The sequence below is a fragment of the Serratia sp. 14-2641 genome, from assembly GCF_001692375.1.
In the GTDB taxonomy this organism is placed as follows: Bacteria; Pseudomonadota; Gammaproteobacteria; order Enterobacterales; family Enterobacteriaceae; genus Chania; species Chania fonticola_C.
Genome location: NZ_LXKR01000055.1, coordinates 462857 through 478083 on the forward strand (window position 1 = coordinate 462857; position 15227 = coordinate 478083).

A 15227-nucleotide genomic window follows, 5' to 3' on the forward strand; every position below is an offset into this window, starting at 1 on the left:
CAGCAGTTTCTGTTATTCAAAATTAAAATGTCAGCCCCTTGTTCAATTATAAAAATGTATGTTATTGACGCTTTTATCTGTGCTTGATTGGCGTAGGTTACAATGCGAAAACAGACGTTGTTATTTACTTGACGGCGGCAGGGGACGCCTGAGCCGAATGGATCACAAATCCCGGTGGACAGAGGCTGCGAAAAAGCGACAATAAGCGGGTTAACTTAATCAAAGGACATGAAGTAATGCATACACTTGACGCTATTGAGCAACGCCGCGCGACCAAACAGTTCGATACCCAGCATGTGATGACGCTGGATGAGAAGAAAGCGCTGCTCAATATTGCCCTGCAAAACACCCCCAGTGCTTTCAACCTGCAACATTGGCGCCCGCTGCTGATCGAAGATCGTGCACAGCGTGAGCATATCCGCGAGGTGGCCTGGGGCCAGGCGCAGGTAACCGACGCCTCCATGCTGGTTGTACTGTGTGGCGATCTGTCCAGTTGGGAATCCCAGGTGAAAAACATCTGGCGTGAAGCGGCGGAACCGGTGCAACAGTTTATGCTGCCCGCTGTCGACCAATATTACCGTGGTAAGGCTCAGGTGCAGCGTGATGAAGTCATGCGCAGCAGCGGCTTGTTTGCTCAGACTTTGATGCTGGCAGCCAAGGCTCAAGGATATGACTCTTGCCCAATGGACGGCTTTGATTTTGACGCCGTGGGCAAGATCATCAATAAGCCCGAGCACTACCAGATTGCGCTGATGGTGGCGATTGGCAAGGGCATCGGCCAACCTTATCCGCGCATTGGTAAACTGCCGGTTGATGAGATTGTGCAGATCGACCGTTTTTAATTGAATTGCCTCTCTCCCCGTTGGGAGAGAGGTTGCTGAACTAACCCATCCCCTGAATAATTTTCCCCAAACTTTCACGCTGCGTTCCACTAAGCGCTTGCGCACCGCCGTGGCCTGCATTCTCTGCGATTAATTGATATAACCCCACCAGCCAATCGTAGATATACAGCGCCGTGTTATTGATCGGTTCTACCGGTAACGCAGTCATGCGTAGATCGGCGCTCTGGCTGGGTTTGGTAAAGATCTTATGGCCGCGGTTAATGCGGCTTTCTGGCCGTTGCGCCAGCGGACGCAGCTGGAAGCCAAGCCAGGCGACAAAATCCCCCAGCACCGTCAAGCTACAGGCGATTTGCCGCTCGACGTGATTTTCCCTGCTGTGGCCCGCGTGTCCCGGTTCGGCCAGGGCATTCCCTAAGCGTTGCCAGATATCCAGCCGGAAACTGGCGGTGATCAACTCATCGGCCAGCGTGGTCAAGGTGGTCGTTTCAACCGCTAGCAGGTCGATTAACGCACGATTATCAGCCAGATTACGCAGTTGGGTGATCCATAGCTGTTGCACCTGCAAAACCACGTTGGCGCCAGACTCCAGCGGAGATGCCGCTGTAGGTTGCTCGTCAAACAGATCTAACGCGATCGCCAAGGGATCGTCGTTATGCGGGCGATCTTGCTGTTGCTGGCAAAAGAGTGGCAGCAGGGCGTTGCGGTCAGGCAACAGGTGCTCCAGCAGTTCACCATGCAGCGTGGTGCGGTCTTGCAATGCTTTTACTGTGGCCTTGGCAAGGGGCGCTTTATTCTCGGTTTCTACATTGAGCCAGCGGCCAAGCAGGTTATGCCGTAAATCTTGCTCAAGCCGATCGAAACGTTGTTGCAGGCGGTTATGACGGGCTGCGACATTCACCGAAGTGAGAAGATAGTCGGTCATTCGCCGGACTTCATCTTCATTCATAGCCAGCAGCGTTCCCCAAACCTCGCCGGGATGGCCAACGTAACGTTGTACGGCTTGGTCAAAATGGGCCGACGAACGCCGATCGTACGGGGTAAATGCCCAGATCAACTCGGGATGCCCACGGCTGCCTTCTTCCTGATGGTGTTGTACCCAATAATCCAGCGCCCGGCCGACCATGGTTGCTTCTTCACGGCAGGCCGCCGCATGGCAGACGATCAACGCTTGCATGGCCTGTTGGTCGCTATAGCGTTGTAGCAACGTGAAGCTCTTGGCCTGCTGCAGGCTCTCGTCGTCTGCCCTATAGGCAGGCAGGTCCAGATAATCGGTCTGCGCAAAGCCGCTATGGGCCGGGGGGCTTTGTAATGGGATCAGCAATTCTGCGACCAATAACCTCAGCTCTGCCACGGGCATCGTTATCACACCGTTATCGAGTTTGAGCTGAACCTTGTCATCGGTCTCTTCCAGGTTTGCTGGCGTAAGGATGCCGTAGCTGGGCTGCTGATTTTCATCCGTCAGCAGGCTGAGCGGAGCCAGCACGCTTGCTGCGCCCTCAAGTTGCTCCAGCCGGTAAGCCAAGCGACGATAACAGGCGGTTAGTGCCGGTTCTTTCCCCCACAGCGGAGCAAATAACTGTGCCCGGTCATCAATGGACAGATAGGGAGCGATAGCCAAGGCGTTTGGCCAGTATTCGCTGTCCCAGCGCTGTTGTAACCGTGGGTCGTCTGTACGCAGGCTATCCCAGAGGGCAATAATATCATCGGCACCGATACCCGGCAGAGCCTGAGGTTGGCAACGTTTTGTCAACGAGGTGAGGAGTTCTTCGATCTCTGTCTTTTCTATTGTCTGTAGCATATGACTGCTACGCGCCAACATGCACACTAGCTCCACCGCCGTCAGCAACTGAAGCTGCACCGGATAATCAGGATCTTGTTGAGCTACGGCGTGGCTAAAGCGGATCGCTATCCCTACGGCGGAGTGCCCTGGACGGATGTGCGTCAGGTAATCCAGGGTTTTACCGGCGAAGGTGGTCGCCAGGCAGTCTGGCTCGGCCGTGGCCAGCGAGGCGATAAGATGATTTTTTGCCGCTTGCGATCGGCCATAAAAGCCCAGCGATCCCGGTTGAGTGGCGGCAATCGCCAGCCGCTGAAGCCGAATGCGACATCGGCGCAGGTTAAGCATTAGGGTTGGCGCTTCTAGTGCAAAACGGGGCGTCTGCAGGTGGGCATTATCCGCCCAGACCAGCGCCTGAGCGATACCTTGATTTAATAACGGCCAGCGCTGGGTAAGCGGGGAGATTGGGGGGATGGCTGACTTCATGCAAAAACGCTCCCGCTGTCGATCCAATAGTGGGTAGCCCCGGTGGCAATGTCGATCAGCGTATTCAATTTGAGTTGCAGATGTTCGGTGGGGACCGGACTACCGTCTTCCAGTTCGGCGCTAGTGACGCTCCAGCGAGCGGGAGAGTCCGGCTGCGGAGCAATTTTAACCCGTAACAGGTTATCGCCAGCCAGGTTACGCGCCAGTTGTGGAGCGATAATCGTCAGGGTAAACAGCGGTGCGGCGGGCCAGTGCTCGTTATCTAACTGACGGAATCCCAGGCACAACGCGCCGTTGAGGGCAAAGCTGACATTGCTGTCCAAGCCGCCATCCGGGGTGTCCAGATCGAGATCGGCATAAAAAACCTGATTGGCGGGCAGGCGATTGTCCCCATCCAGGCGCCCCAAATAACGCACCGTTGAATAAGGGCGGAAATCGGCCGCTTTGAAGTAAACCCCCGGTAAGCGTAACTCCAACGCTAACAGACACAGCATCGCCCCCACCGCCGCAGTGGATTTGGGATTGTCGATCCGCCCTTGCTGGCTGAAAGGATACCAGCTGCTGGTGTGATAACCATCCAGCGAAACGATGCGGTTGATCGGCACCGGCTGCAGCTGCCGGAACAGGGCCTGAATGCCGGGGAACCGGGAAGGACGACCAGTGAGCAACAGCACGTCGCAGTTGTGCAGGGCGATCACCTCGGTCAACAACCGCAGATTGCGGGTAAGCGCCATGCGCGGTGCCAGGAATTCGGCGTGCAAGTGGCTTAGCCGCAGGATTAGCGGCGTCTGCAAAACGTCGAACAGTTCTGCCTCTGCCGGTAAACCGCGTTGTACCGCAGCATTGATATATTTCAATACGTTATCGGTGGGCTTTTGCGTCAACAGTTCGCCCAGCACGGCGTCTATCTCGCTGCGAGTCTGCACCGGGGTGAAGCTTTCATAGCGCTCCAGGATCGCCTGAGCGAGCGGGATAAAAAGTTGCAGTGTCACTTGTTGCTGCAGCACTGGGCTCTCTTCCTGGCCAAACAGTTCTGCCATCAGAGCTGCCGGTTCTGCCACGCCGACGCGTTTGAATTCGGCCTGTAGGGCGGGTAATAGATACAGGCGGATCACTTCCAGCAGAATGTCATCGCCCGCCACCTTGAACCCTTCACGGAATAACAGATGCGGCGTCACTTTGACGTTGTTGCCAGCCGTCTCTTCCAGACGGTACTGGGTGATTGCCAAATCGGTGGTGCCGCCGCCGATATCCACCGAGGCAATACGCAGCGTTTTCCCCGGTTCAGCGGAGTCTGGACGTGCCATGGCGCTAAAGAACGCCTCCGCCTGGCCCGCGAAGTTGACCTGGATTTCGTTATACAGATAGACCATCTGGCCACAGGTGGCCTCATCCCACTCCATCTGCACGGCAGGGACTGGCACCGAACTGGCTATGCCGCTCAAGTCTTCGTCTACCGAATGCCAACCCATGCCTTGCCACACGAGCGCGATCGCTTCATGCATCCGCTGGCGGAAGATTTCACGTTCCGGTACCGGCATAGCGGAAGGCAGGGTCAGAATGATATTACGCAAACGACGAGGTGCTGCCCCGTCCCGCAAAGACAGGCGCTGGGCCACGCTGTTGATCTGCATCAGCGCCTGGGCCAACAGCTCGCTCAGCATCAGGGCCATCAGCGAACTGCGGCTGTAGTTTGGGGTGAAAACCGGCAGGCGCTCTTCCGGTGGCAGGCTGGATAACGGCTGGCCTTGGTCATTGATCAACAGAGCCAATGGTTTAGCGATAGCAGGCGGTTCCTGCAGGCAATGCTCTGCCGTACGGTTGAGGCGCCAGCCTGGGGCGTAGCTCTCCTCATCCCACAGATAGCGCCGTGGGCTGGATAGGCCGGTAGATGCCGTATCGCCTTGCCGCTGTAGCGCCAGACGGCAGGCTTCATGGCCCACCCGAGTCAGGGAAGGCCAGAGAAACGCATCGTCGCGGCCACTTTCAAACGAATAATTGGCCTTGCCAAAGTTGGCGGGGGCAAATTCCGTGCGGCTGGAAAACAGGCCTTGGTGCAGATAATGCGGTTCGCTGAGATCGCGCAGTTGCAGTTCATAGCTGTGTTTCAAGCCGTTGCGTTCCGCCGGGTGATCTTCTACCAGGATGCCGCAGGTATGAGAGTTGCCGACATCAAGTATCAAATCCACATTCACCGCAGCTTGCTGCACATCGCTGCCTAGGGTGATATTCGGCACGTTTAGTTGGCTGCCCAGCAGTTCCAGCAGGTTCAGGTAATGTGCCTGGTATTCAAATTCGCGCAGCGAAGCGTTGATATTGCGTTCCGGGCGCTGCTCCAGGGCGATGGCCTGTTGGGTAAAGACCTCGCGTAGCCAGCCATCCACCCAGGTGGCATCCAGGAAATCCCCAAGATCCTGGCTATGGTGCGCCAGCGCAAAGCTCAACCCGGTGATGATGTCCTGCTGATTAGGGGCCAACTGTTGGTTTTCATGCCCTGCTGGATAGACTTGGGTATCAAATGCCAACGTGATGCGCAGCGTGTGGCCTTGCCGATCCGGCTGATCCAAACGTCTGATTTGCATACGTACCCAGTTGTCCGGCCCGCTGAGAAAACTGTTTGGCGGGTTGAAGCGCAAGAACGGCAGCGGTAACCAAACGCGATCTAGCAGCCGCAATGACTGCTCCAGAGGAAAGCTGAATTCCGGGCGCACCATTTCGGCCGGTTCGCCTGGGGCTACCGGCAGGAAATAGCGATCCTTGGCCTGATGATAGTTCAGCCGCAGCAGTGGGCCGTTGGCGGTCTGTCGGACAAATTTGCCAGTGCGCTCGGCATCCAATACCGGCGTAAGGGAGAAGTCCAGAAATTGGATCCCGCTGTTGGGTATCAGCGTAACGCGCTGCGGATATGCGATGGGGGTCGCCAACATTATTTACTCTCGCGCTTGATCGTCATAGGGAATACCGTTTCGTTGTTGCCATAGCGCCCGCTGCATTCTGCGGCTGCGCCAGCTTCACCTTGCTTACACACCAGCTCCGGCATTTGATAACGGGAACCGTCGCTGCAACGGGCCTTGGTACGGCTGTTGATCACCAGATTGCCGGATTGCATCAGACCGGCGTTGACCTCAACCCGGCAGGTGACTTTGTCACCCTGAACGATCCTGGCGGTGCCCTTGCCACGGTTAAACTGATACAGCAGGCTCGGCGGTTTGCCGGTCAGCGGATCCTTGATCACCAAGGTGACGCGCCATTTGCCGTTGAGGAAGGCGGTTGAACCGGCCTTTACCGCTTCGGCGGGTAACGTCAGCGCCAGTTTATCGACCACTACCGGCGTGATGACCGGCGGGGGCAGCACCTCCGCATAGCCTAATGGCAACTGTAGAGCGGCGGGAGTAATAACCGGCTTGGGTTGTACCTTGACCGGCTCAACCGTTTTTATTGCTGGCTGAGGGGTTGGCTTAGGGAGTAACAGCCAGATCCCGGCGGCCAGAATGAAAGCAGCAGGCAGTAGCAGCAGCCACCAGGCGTGGTGAGGCTTGTCATCCGCCGTGGGGGGCTGCGGTGCTGGCGGTTGCGGTTCAGCAATGGGCTCAGCAATGGGTTCAATAATCGGTGGGGCGATGGGGAGAGCTGGGCGATCTTTCGGACGTAGGCAATCCAAAGGCGCGTTACGGATCTTGCCATCGGCTTTCACGCAGCCCCAGAAGGTGATCACCGGTTTGCCATCTACCAGGAATACGGCGTTCTGATCCGGGAACTGCATGGCCTTGCTGAGCAACGCCGCAAACATTTGCAGGTTGGCTTTACCACTGTGGCGAGCGCGTAGACTGATGGCTTCTGCGGTGGTCTGGAAATGTTCCAACAGCGGCAAGGCGGCTGCCCGTGCATCGTCATCGGCCGCTTGCCAGGAGATCGCCCGCCCAGCGATTGGCGCATACCAGTCAATGCGGTCGCCTTGCGCGTTGGGGATCGCCAGGCAATTCGCTACGCCTGGCTGTTGCTGGAGGCGCAACGCCTCACGTAACTGCGACGCCAACGCATAAACAGGTTGCCCATTTTCGCCCAATGTAAGAACGTCATCTAGATTGCCACTGCGTAAAAAGGGTTTTGCCACACCGGATGCCTTGCTTGTTAGCGATACCCTATGGATTTCAAGCTGCAGCTAGGCAACAAACTTACTCATCCCCAGGAGCTTACTTTTGGTAAGTGACTGGGGTGGGTAAGTGCAGTTAACACCGCTGCAGCTTGAAAGACGACGGGTAAAACGGCTAGTTTAAGTGGCTATAGCCTGATCAAACGGCTGAAAACAGGGGCAAAGTGGCATCTGTTTTGTGCATCGGATTGCCAGCGGTAGCGAACGATATTATCCTGCAACTTGCTGTTTTGCTTTTCCGAGAAAGACCTTGAGTTTAATTGGAGTGGATGTAGCGATGAAAACGCCGGAGATACCTGCGAATGAAGTACAGCGATTGAAGGCTCTGCGTTCCCTGCATCTGTTGGACACTCTGCCAGAAGAACGCTTCGATCGGGTGACACGCATGGCCCGCCGGTTGTTTGGTGTACCCATTGCCTTGGTGAGTCTGGTCGACGAAAACCGCCAATGGTTCAAGTCCAACTGTGGGCTGGGGGCGGCTACGGAAACGCCAAGAGATATCTCGCTGTGTGGTCACGCCATCCTGGGTAACGATATTTTGTGCATTCCCGATACGCTGCAGGACGATCGCTTTGCGGATAATCCGCTGGTCAAAGACTCACCACACATCCGTTTCTACGCCGGTTGCCCATTGAGCTACTCCGGCGATCTCAAGATGGGTACCCTGTGCCTGATTGATGACAAACCCCGGCAGTTTGATGCCGAAGATGCGGTGGCGCTGCGCGATCTGGCCTCGATGGTGGAGGATGAGCTACGTGCCTTTCAGGCATCAACCTCTGACGAACTGACGCAAATATCCAATCGCCGTGGTTTTATCTCCCTGGCAGGTCATATGCTGCATCATTGTCAGATGAAAGGGGTTAAGGCCAGCCTGATATTTATCGACCTCGACAAATTCAAGTTGATTAACGACACCTTCGGCCATGGGGAAGGTGACCGGGCGTTAATCTACTTTTCCGAGCTGATGAAACGGGTGTTTGGCTATTTTGACGTGATAGCCCGTTTAGGCGGTGACGAGTTTGTCGCGCTGATGGGCAGCCGTACCAAAAGCGAAGCCGAACAGGGGATTTTAGCCTTGCAACGCTACGTGGATGAACATAATGCTTCACAGATCACCCCTTACCAACTGGCGTTCTCCTATGGCATCGTCGAGTTTGATCCCTCTGCGCCCCATAGCCTGGAAACCTTGCTGGCAGAGGGAGACTCCACTATGTACCGGATCAAGAAATCCAAGTTCATGCAGGGGTAATCGGCATGTTATTTGCCCCACCAGACTCATGTTGAATCGATGGCTAATTCGGTAGGGTAGTACTGAGCATGCGTTACGTTACTATTAAGTGTGAGACAGTCGATTGAAAACAAAACAGTCAAAAATCCCCAAATCAATTTATAGGCCCATGCATTGCGACGAGTTTGACCTATGGGCGGACCTCTCTTTAAATGACTATATTGAAGACCTGATGACCAATCATCGGTACAGTCGTAAAAAAGCCAAGGAAGAAGCGTCTAAATCATTTAAAACAGCCTTGCCGGCGGGTATCAATACTCAAAATAACCATTTTAGAACTTATGAACATGACGCTCAGGCTGCGGGATATCTATGGTTCAGCTTGGAAGATAACTCGGCTTTTTTGTCAGATATAATGCTTATCCCAGAATTTCAGGGTAAGGGGATGGGCAGGGATTTTATCCGTGCGTTCCTGAATGAGCTGACTCGCCAGGGTGCGTATGAGGTAGAACTAAGAGTGTCACCGGACAATCAAAGGGCTTTAAAATTATATAAAGAGTTTGGTTTTCGGATAACGGGTTTTGATATGAGTCTTTTGCTGGAACCCGAGTTATCGGCAATCCGTTAATCATAATGTTCGGGGACAATGGTTTACTTCTGATTGCCTACTTACACCGCCTGTTAGATTCAGGAGAAATGACTATTAATCCCGCCCCCCTTGCTGTGCTGCAGTTACCTCAAATCATCTCTGGGAAGATCGGCGGTATTTCAATCAGTTGCTTGTCTTGCGAGTTGGCATCGATCAGCGCAAACGCCGCCTGCAACATCTTGTTGACGTCCTGCTTCACCATCACGATGTCATGGCCTAACAGCAGTACGAAAGGGTCCCAGTCAAAACAGCCCATCACCGGCTGTTTATCACCGCGATAGCCAGACGCTACCAACCAGCGCATCACGCCTTCAAGCGAGATCGTCGAGTTGACGAACAGCCCGGTTCGCAGATCGCCGCCTTGAGCAATAAACGTTTTCATCGCCAGCTCGGCCTTGTCTGGGGAATAGCCGCAGGCCAACAGATTCTCTTCGATGACCTCAACGCCTAACTGCCGGTGGGCATCTCTGAAGCCGCGCAGGCGTTCCGTGGTGTTATGGTCAACCCCGCGTCCCCCCACGAAGATCAGCGGCTTGAGGTAGCCCAGCCGTTTTTCACAGTTGGCCAGAATTCGTAACGTTAGCTCTTTGGCCCCGGCATAGTTATCGGTGATCACCGAAGGGGCGAGGGTGCCTGGCAGATCGAGATTCAGCGTTGAAATACCGGAGGCGGCGCAGATCTCGGTGATATTGTCGGGGGCGGTAGCACCGGTGGAAATGATCCAGTCAACCTGATAGGAAAGCATGGTACGCGCCGCTTCGATTTCCAGTTCAGGATCACGGCTGGTGCAGGTGATCACCGGGAACAGGCCGCGTTCACGGGCCATCGATTCAAACAGCTCGACGATCGAACCAAAGTAACGGTTGTCATATTTTGGGACGATCATGCCGATCATCGTCGATTTGCGGCGGCGCAGCAGGCTGGCCTGCTGATTGACGGTATAGCCTTGTTCTTCGGCCAAACGCAGGATTTTTTCTGCCAGTTGGGCGCCGATGCGGCGCTTTTTCCAACTGCCATTGAGCACGGCGCTGACCGCGCTTGAGGAGGCTCCGGCCAGTTCGGCCAGATCGTAAATCGTCGTTTTCTTTGCTTTGAACCCAGTCACAAATTTCGCTCCCCAATTTTCTATATCTTGACAGTAAAAATAAAAAGTAGCAATTATGCTCAATCGATTGAGCGCCATGAGCAAAGGGTGTGACAGAGGACGTAAATACCCTCTCACCCCAAACCTCTCCCACACGGAGAGGGGGCTGGTACGGCGTTGGGGTCAGCTGCGGTGGTACGTTTCCAACCCTTGCAAATATATAGCTGGGTCAGGAACAGCTGCACGCTTTAGCCCTTGCGAATTCGGTGCTTAAGTCAGGCTCGGGAGCTAATCCGTGGCACGCTCGGTTCCCTCTCCCTTTGGGAGAGGGTTAGGGTGAGGGGCAATATCGACAGCCAAATTCTTAACGCGATGAACTTACACGCAGTGACTTCGTCGTGATGATTTGATCTTTTGTTTAATAAAGGAACCCAACCATGACAGATTTCACCCAATTGAATTTCTCCCTCAAAGGTAAGGTCGCGGCGATCACCGGTGCGGCCTCGGGTATCGGCCTGGAGTGCGCGCGGATTTTCCTGCAGGCCGGGGCTAAAGTGGTGCTGATCGATCGTGACCAGGAAAAGCTGCAACGCCTCACCGATGAACTTGGCGAAAACGCGTATCCACTGGTCATCGATTTGCTCAACCCACAGCAGGTTTCCGGTATGCTGCCCGGCATTCTGGCTGCTGCCGGACGCCTCGATATTTTTCACGCCAATGCCGGAGCCTATATTGGTGGCCCGGTGGCGGAAGGCGATCCGGACGTTTGGGATCGCGTGCTTAATCTCAATATTAACGCCGCGTTCCGTTCAGTGCAGGCGGTGCTGCCGCATCTGATCGAGCAAAAGTCTGGCGATATTCTGTTTACCAGTTCGATCGCCGGGGTCGTACCGGTGATCTGGGAACCGATTTATACCGCCTCAAAATTTGCCGTTCAGGCGTTTGTGCACTCCACACGCCGCCAGGTAGCGCAGTATGGCGTACGGGTTGGCGCCGTGTTGCCAGGGCCGGTGGTTACCGCGCTGCTGGACGATTGGCCAAAAGCCAAGATGGATGAGGCTCTGGCCAACGGCAGCCTGATGCAGCCAAGGGAAGTGGCAGAAGCGGTGTTGTTTATGGTAACGCGCTCTAAGCATGTCACCGTGCGTGACCTGGTGATCCTGCCAAATAGCGTCGATCTCTGATAGGTGAAAATGATGAACAATCAACAGCAGGTCGTTATCGGTGTCGATGTGGGTTCAGGCAGCGCGCGGGCAGGGGTTTTTGATCTCTCCGGTACCATGTTGGCGCATGCCAGCCAAGAGATCACCCTGTTCCGCGGCCCTGAAAATTATGTTGAACAATCCAGCCGTGAGATATGGCAAGCGGTGTGCACCAGCATCAAGCAGGCGGTTGCCGCATCCGGTATTTCCCCAGACAACGTGGCAGGCATTGGCTTTGATGCCACCTGCTCCCTGGTGGTACTCGATGTAGACGGCAAACCTCTGGCGGTAGGGCCATCGGAAGATCCCGACCGCAACATTATCGTGTGGATGGACCATCGGGCAACGGAGCAGGCCGAGCGGATCAACGCCACCGGCCATCCGGTACTTAACTACGTTGGCGGAAAAATCTCCCCAGAAATGGAGACGCCCAAGCTGCTTTGGCTGAAGGAGAACCGTCGTGCAGTCTACGATAGCGCCTGGCAGTTCTTCGATCTGGCCGATTTCCTGACCTGGCGCGCCACAGGAGATCTGGCTCGTTCCGTCTGTACGGTGACCTGCAAATGGACCTATCTGGCCCATGAGAAACGTTGGGACCCGGACTATTTCCGCACCATCGGCCTTGAAGAGTTGGCAGACGAAGCGTTCCGCCGCATTGGGGAACATATCAAAGAACCTGGTACGCCTTGTGGCAACGGCTTGACGACAGAAGCTGCCAAAGAAATGGGATTAGTGGAGGGCACGCCTGTCGCCGTGGGCTTGATTGATGCTCATGCTGGCGGCATTGGTACCGTCGGTGTTGGCGGTGGTGTCACCAATAACCTGGCTTACGTGTTTGGCACGTCGTCCTGCACGATGACCACCACGCAAAACCCGGCCTTTGTTCCAGGCGTTTGGGGGCCCTATTACTCAGCGATGGTGCCTGGGTTCTGGCTTAATGAAGGTGGGCAAAGCGCGGCGGGGGCGGCGATCAAACAGCTGGTCTCGTTCCACCCCGCGGCACCAGAGGCGGCGGAGCAGGCTAAGGCGTTGGGTATTTCACTGCCAACCTTGTTGGCCGATTTGGCGCTGACCAAAATGGTTTGTGCGTCGTCAGCAGCAAAACTTGCCAATGGTCTGCATGTGGTTCCCGAGTTCCTTGGCAACCGCGCCCCCTTTGCCGATCCCCATTCCCGTGCCGTGGTGGCCGGGTTGGGTATGGAAAGCAACCTCGATAACCTGGTGGCCCTATATATTGCCGGTATTTGCGGGATTGGCTATGGGCTCAGGCAAATCCTCGATGCCCAGTCCCAGATGGGCGTCACCGTTGAGCAGATCGTGATCAGTGGCGGGGCTGGCCGTCATCCGTTGGTGCGGCAGTTGCTGGCGGATAGCTGTGGCTGCACGGTAGTGACAACCAAGGCGGAGGAGCCGGTATTGCTGGGGTCGGCGATCCTGGGAGCAGTGGCGGGGAAGGTTGCCACCTCGGTGGAGCAGGCGATGGCGCAGTTTTCCGAGTTGGATAGCCAATATCAACCGAATGCGGATTTCCACCCGTTGCACGCTAACCGCTATGAGGCCTATAAGCTGTTGCAGAGCACGGCCAAACGGATCCGTGAGGAGCTGCAATAAGTCGGGAAACTCAAGGGGCGCAGCATGCTGTGCCCCTACGAATTATCTTCTGCCGCTTCCTTCAGTAACCATTCGCTAAATATTTCCATCGCCGGGGTCATTGCCTTCGATTTTAAATGGGTTAACCAGTAACTGCCCATGTTGATTTCGGTAGCAAACGGGCGCACCAGCTGCGCGGTGGCGAGTTCCCGGGCAAACATTTTCGGTGGGGCTAATGCCACACCACCGGAATGGATAGCGCTCTCGATCATCAGACGGGATGAATCAAAGATCGCGCCATTAACTCTCACCGCCTGCAGGCCAGCGGCGACAAACCAGTTTTCCCACTCTTCAGCACGGTAAGAACGCAGCAGATCCTCTTGCAGCAAATCGGCAGGGGTGACGAGCCGCTTAGCCGTAGCGGGGGTACACAACACGGTCAATGGAGCATCAAACAGCATTTCGTTATGGGTTGATGGCCACAAACCCATGCCAAAACGGATGGCGAAATCCAGCCCTTCGGCGGCCAGATTGACAACGTTATTGTTGGTGCGCAGCCGCAGTTCGACAAAAGGATGCTCTTGCCTGAACCGATCAAGGCGCGGCAACAACCAGCCCACGGCAAAGGTGCCGACGGCAGCGACGGTGAGCACCTCCTGGAATTGTCCCCCTTCAAACTGCCGGAAGGCTTTCTCAATATGGCCAAAGGCGTCGGTTAGCACGGCAAACAGCGCCCGCGATTCCTCCGTCATTTCTAAACCACGGGGTAAGCGTTTAAACAGCACCATACCCAGGCGCTCTTCAAGCAGCCGAACCTGTTGGCTAACGGCGGCCTGGGTAACATAGAGCTCCAGCGCAGCCCGTGTGAAACTCAAATGTCTGGCTGAGGCTTCGAAAGCACGTAGGGCATTCAGGGGAAGATTAGAGCGCATAGGTGTTATCCAAAAGATTTTCTTTATGCTAGAGAAAATTCTTGTCGCTTGTCAATAACGGCCTAACAGAGGATATTTCCCGCCATCTGAAGAGAACTCCGCTGCATTAATCTATTTTATGTGAGGCAAAACATGGTTAAAAATACATTACGTCAAACCACCCTGATGGTCGCTACGGTTATGCCGTTGCTGTTCGGTAGCGCACCGCTATGGGCGCAATCCGCTAATGCCAAGGCGAATATTCAGCAGCAACTGTCTGAACTGGAGAAAAACTCCGGTGGCCGCCTGGGCGTGGCGCTGATCGATACCGCTGATAATTCGCAGATCCTGTATCGCGCGGATGAACGTTTTCCCATGTGCAGCACCAGCAAGGTGATGGCGGTGTCGGCGTTGTTAAAACAGAGCGAGACGGATAAAAATCTTTTGGCTAAGCGGATGGAGATCAAGCAATCCGATCTGGTCAACTACAACCCGATCGCCGAAAAACACCTGGATACCGGGATGACCTTGGCCGAGTTTAGCGCCGCCACTATCCAGTACAGTGACAACACGGCGATGAACAAGATCCTTGAGCATCTTGGCGGCCCGGCAAAGGTTACAGAGTTTGCGCGTACTCTTGGCGATAAAACCTTCCGTCTCGATCGTACCGAACCCACTTTAAATACCGCTATTCCGGGTGATAAGCGCGACACCACCTCGCCGCTGGCGATGGCAAAAAGCCTGCAAAACCTGACCTTGGGCAAAGCGCTTGGTGAACCACAGCGTGCTCAACTGGTTGAATGGATGAAGGGGAACACTACCGGCGGAGCCAGCATTCGTGCAGGTCTGCCAACTACATGGGGGGTTGGGGATAAAACCGGTAGCGGTGATTACGGTACCACTAATGATATCGCCGTGATTTGGCCAGCTAACCACGCACCGTTGGTATTAGTAACCTATTTCACGCAGCCACAGCAGAATGCCGAAGCTCGTAAAGACGTGTTGGCTGCGGCTGCTAAAATTGTCACCGAAGGACTTTGAATCGGGGATATTCACCGCGTAGACGCGCAGTGATTTTGTCAGCATAAAAAAGGCCGGAAAATCCGGCCTTTTCTGATCACGCCAGGCGATTAATAATCAATGGCATCGCGGATAATCGGGCAGGTCATACAGTGGCCGCCGCCACGGCCACGGCCCAGCTCACTACCGACAATCTCAATGACCTCAACCCCTTCTTTGCGTAGCTGGGTATTGGTTTTGGTATTACGATCGTAAGCCAGCACCACCCCAGGAGAGAGCGCCACC

Annotated in this window: 12 protein-coding genes; 6 read left to right on the plus strand and 6 right to left on the minus strand. The window is 55.2% G+C overall.

Annotated features, from left to right (window positions below; translation table 11 throughout):
* Positions 1-236 precede the first annotated feature (236 nt).
* On the plus strand, positions 237-842 hold the full coding sequence (locus A6U95_RS20790) for a nitroreductase family protein (RefSeq protein ID WP_024530294.1): 606 nt from the start codon (positions 237-239) through the stop codon (positions 840-842).
* A gap of 40 nt (positions 843-882) precedes the next feature.
* Here A6U95_RS20790 and A6U95_RS20795 read toward each other — a convergent pair whose 3' ends face one another.
* From A6U95_RS20795 to A6U95_RS20805, 3 genes are read right to left on the minus strand one after another with little or no spacing between them, the layout of a single operon-like run.
* Positions 883-3105, minus strand: a complete 2223-nt coding sequence (locus tag A6U95_RS20795) for a virulence factor SrfC family protein (RefSeq protein WP_065685826.1) — start codon at positions 3103-3105, stop codon at positions 883-885.
* A complete protein-coding gene (locus A6U95_RS20800; protein WP_065685827.1) occupies positions 3102-6032 on the minus strand; it encodes a virulence factor SrfB in 2931 nt (976 codons plus the stop codon). Before A6U95_RS20800 ends, A6U95_RS20795 begins: the two co-directional genes overlap by 4 nt.
* Positions 6032-7219 carry an SrfA family protein gene (locus A6U95_RS20805; RefSeq protein ID WP_065685828.1) on the minus strand — a complete coding sequence of 396 codons (1188 nt, stop codon included), beginning with the start codon at positions 7217-7219 and terminating at the stop codon, positions 6032-6034. Before A6U95_RS20805 ends, A6U95_RS20800 begins: the two co-directional genes overlap by 1 nt.
* 289 nt (positions 7220-7508) lie before the next feature.
* Between A6U95_RS20805 and A6U95_RS20810 the strand changes: the two genes are divergently transcribed.
* Both A6U95_RS20810 and A6U95_RS20815 read left to right on the plus strand, forming a co-directional pair.
* A complete protein-coding gene (locus A6U95_RS20810) occupies positions 7509-8507 on the plus strand; it encodes a sensor domain-containing diguanylate cyclase (protein ID WP_343227230.1) in 999 nt (332 codons plus the stop codon).
* A 103-nt stretch (positions 8508-8610) separates the two neighbouring features.
* Positions 8611-9114, plus strand: coding sequence for a GNAT family N-acetyltransferase (locus A6U95_RS20815; protein WP_083196425.1), 504 nt, complete (start codon positions 8611-8613; stop codon positions 9112-9114).
* Positions 9115-9223: 109 nt separating this feature from the next.
* Here the strand turns inward: A6U95_RS20815 and A6U95_RS20820 are convergent, their stop codons facing one another.
* A complete protein-coding gene (locus A6U95_RS20820; protein WP_065685831.1) occupies positions 9224-10240 on the minus strand; it encodes a LacI family DNA-binding transcriptional regulator in 1017 nt (338 codons plus the stop codon).
* 416 nt (positions 10241-10656) lie between these two features.
* Here A6U95_RS20820 and A6U95_RS20825 point away from each other — a divergent pair, with 416 nt between their 5' ends.
* Positions 10657-11403: an SDR family oxidoreductase gene (locus tag A6U95_RS20825; RefSeq protein WP_065685832.1), complete on the plus strand. Its 747-nt coding sequence runs from the start codon at positions 10657-10659 to the stop codon at positions 11401-11403.
* A gap of 12 nt (positions 11404-11415) precedes the next feature.
* The gene (locus A6U95_RS20830; RefSeq protein WP_065685833.1) at positions 11416-13032 is read left to right on the plus strand and encodes an FGGY-family carbohydrate kinase; all 1617 of its coding nucleotides are present in this window, start codon (positions 11416-11418) and stop codon (positions 13030-13032) included.
* A gap of 35 nt (positions 13033-13067) precedes the next feature.
* On the opposite strand, the gene A6U95_RS20835 is transcribed toward A6U95_RS20830, so the two are convergent.
* Complete coding sequence (locus tag A6U95_RS20835; protein ID WP_065685834.1) at positions 13068-13943, minus strand: LysR family transcriptional regulator; 876 nt, start codon at positions 13941-13943, stop codon at positions 13068-13070.
* A gap of 132 nt (positions 13944-14075) precedes the next feature.
* Here A6U95_RS20835 and blaFONA point away from each other — a divergent pair, with 132 nt between their 5' ends.
* On the plus strand, positions 14076-14963 hold the full coding sequence (gene blaFONA, locus A6U95_RS20840) for an FONA family class A beta-lactamase (protein ID WP_065685835.1): 888 nt from the start codon (positions 14076-14078) through the stop codon (positions 14961-14963).
* Between the two features lie 89 nt (positions 14964-15052).
* Here the strand turns inward: blaFONA and A6U95_RS30025 are convergent.
* The coding region (locus tag A6U95_RS30025) for an arginine deiminase family protein (RefSeq protein ID WP_241810699.1) at positions 15053-15227 on the minus strand (175 nt) is incomplete at its 5' end.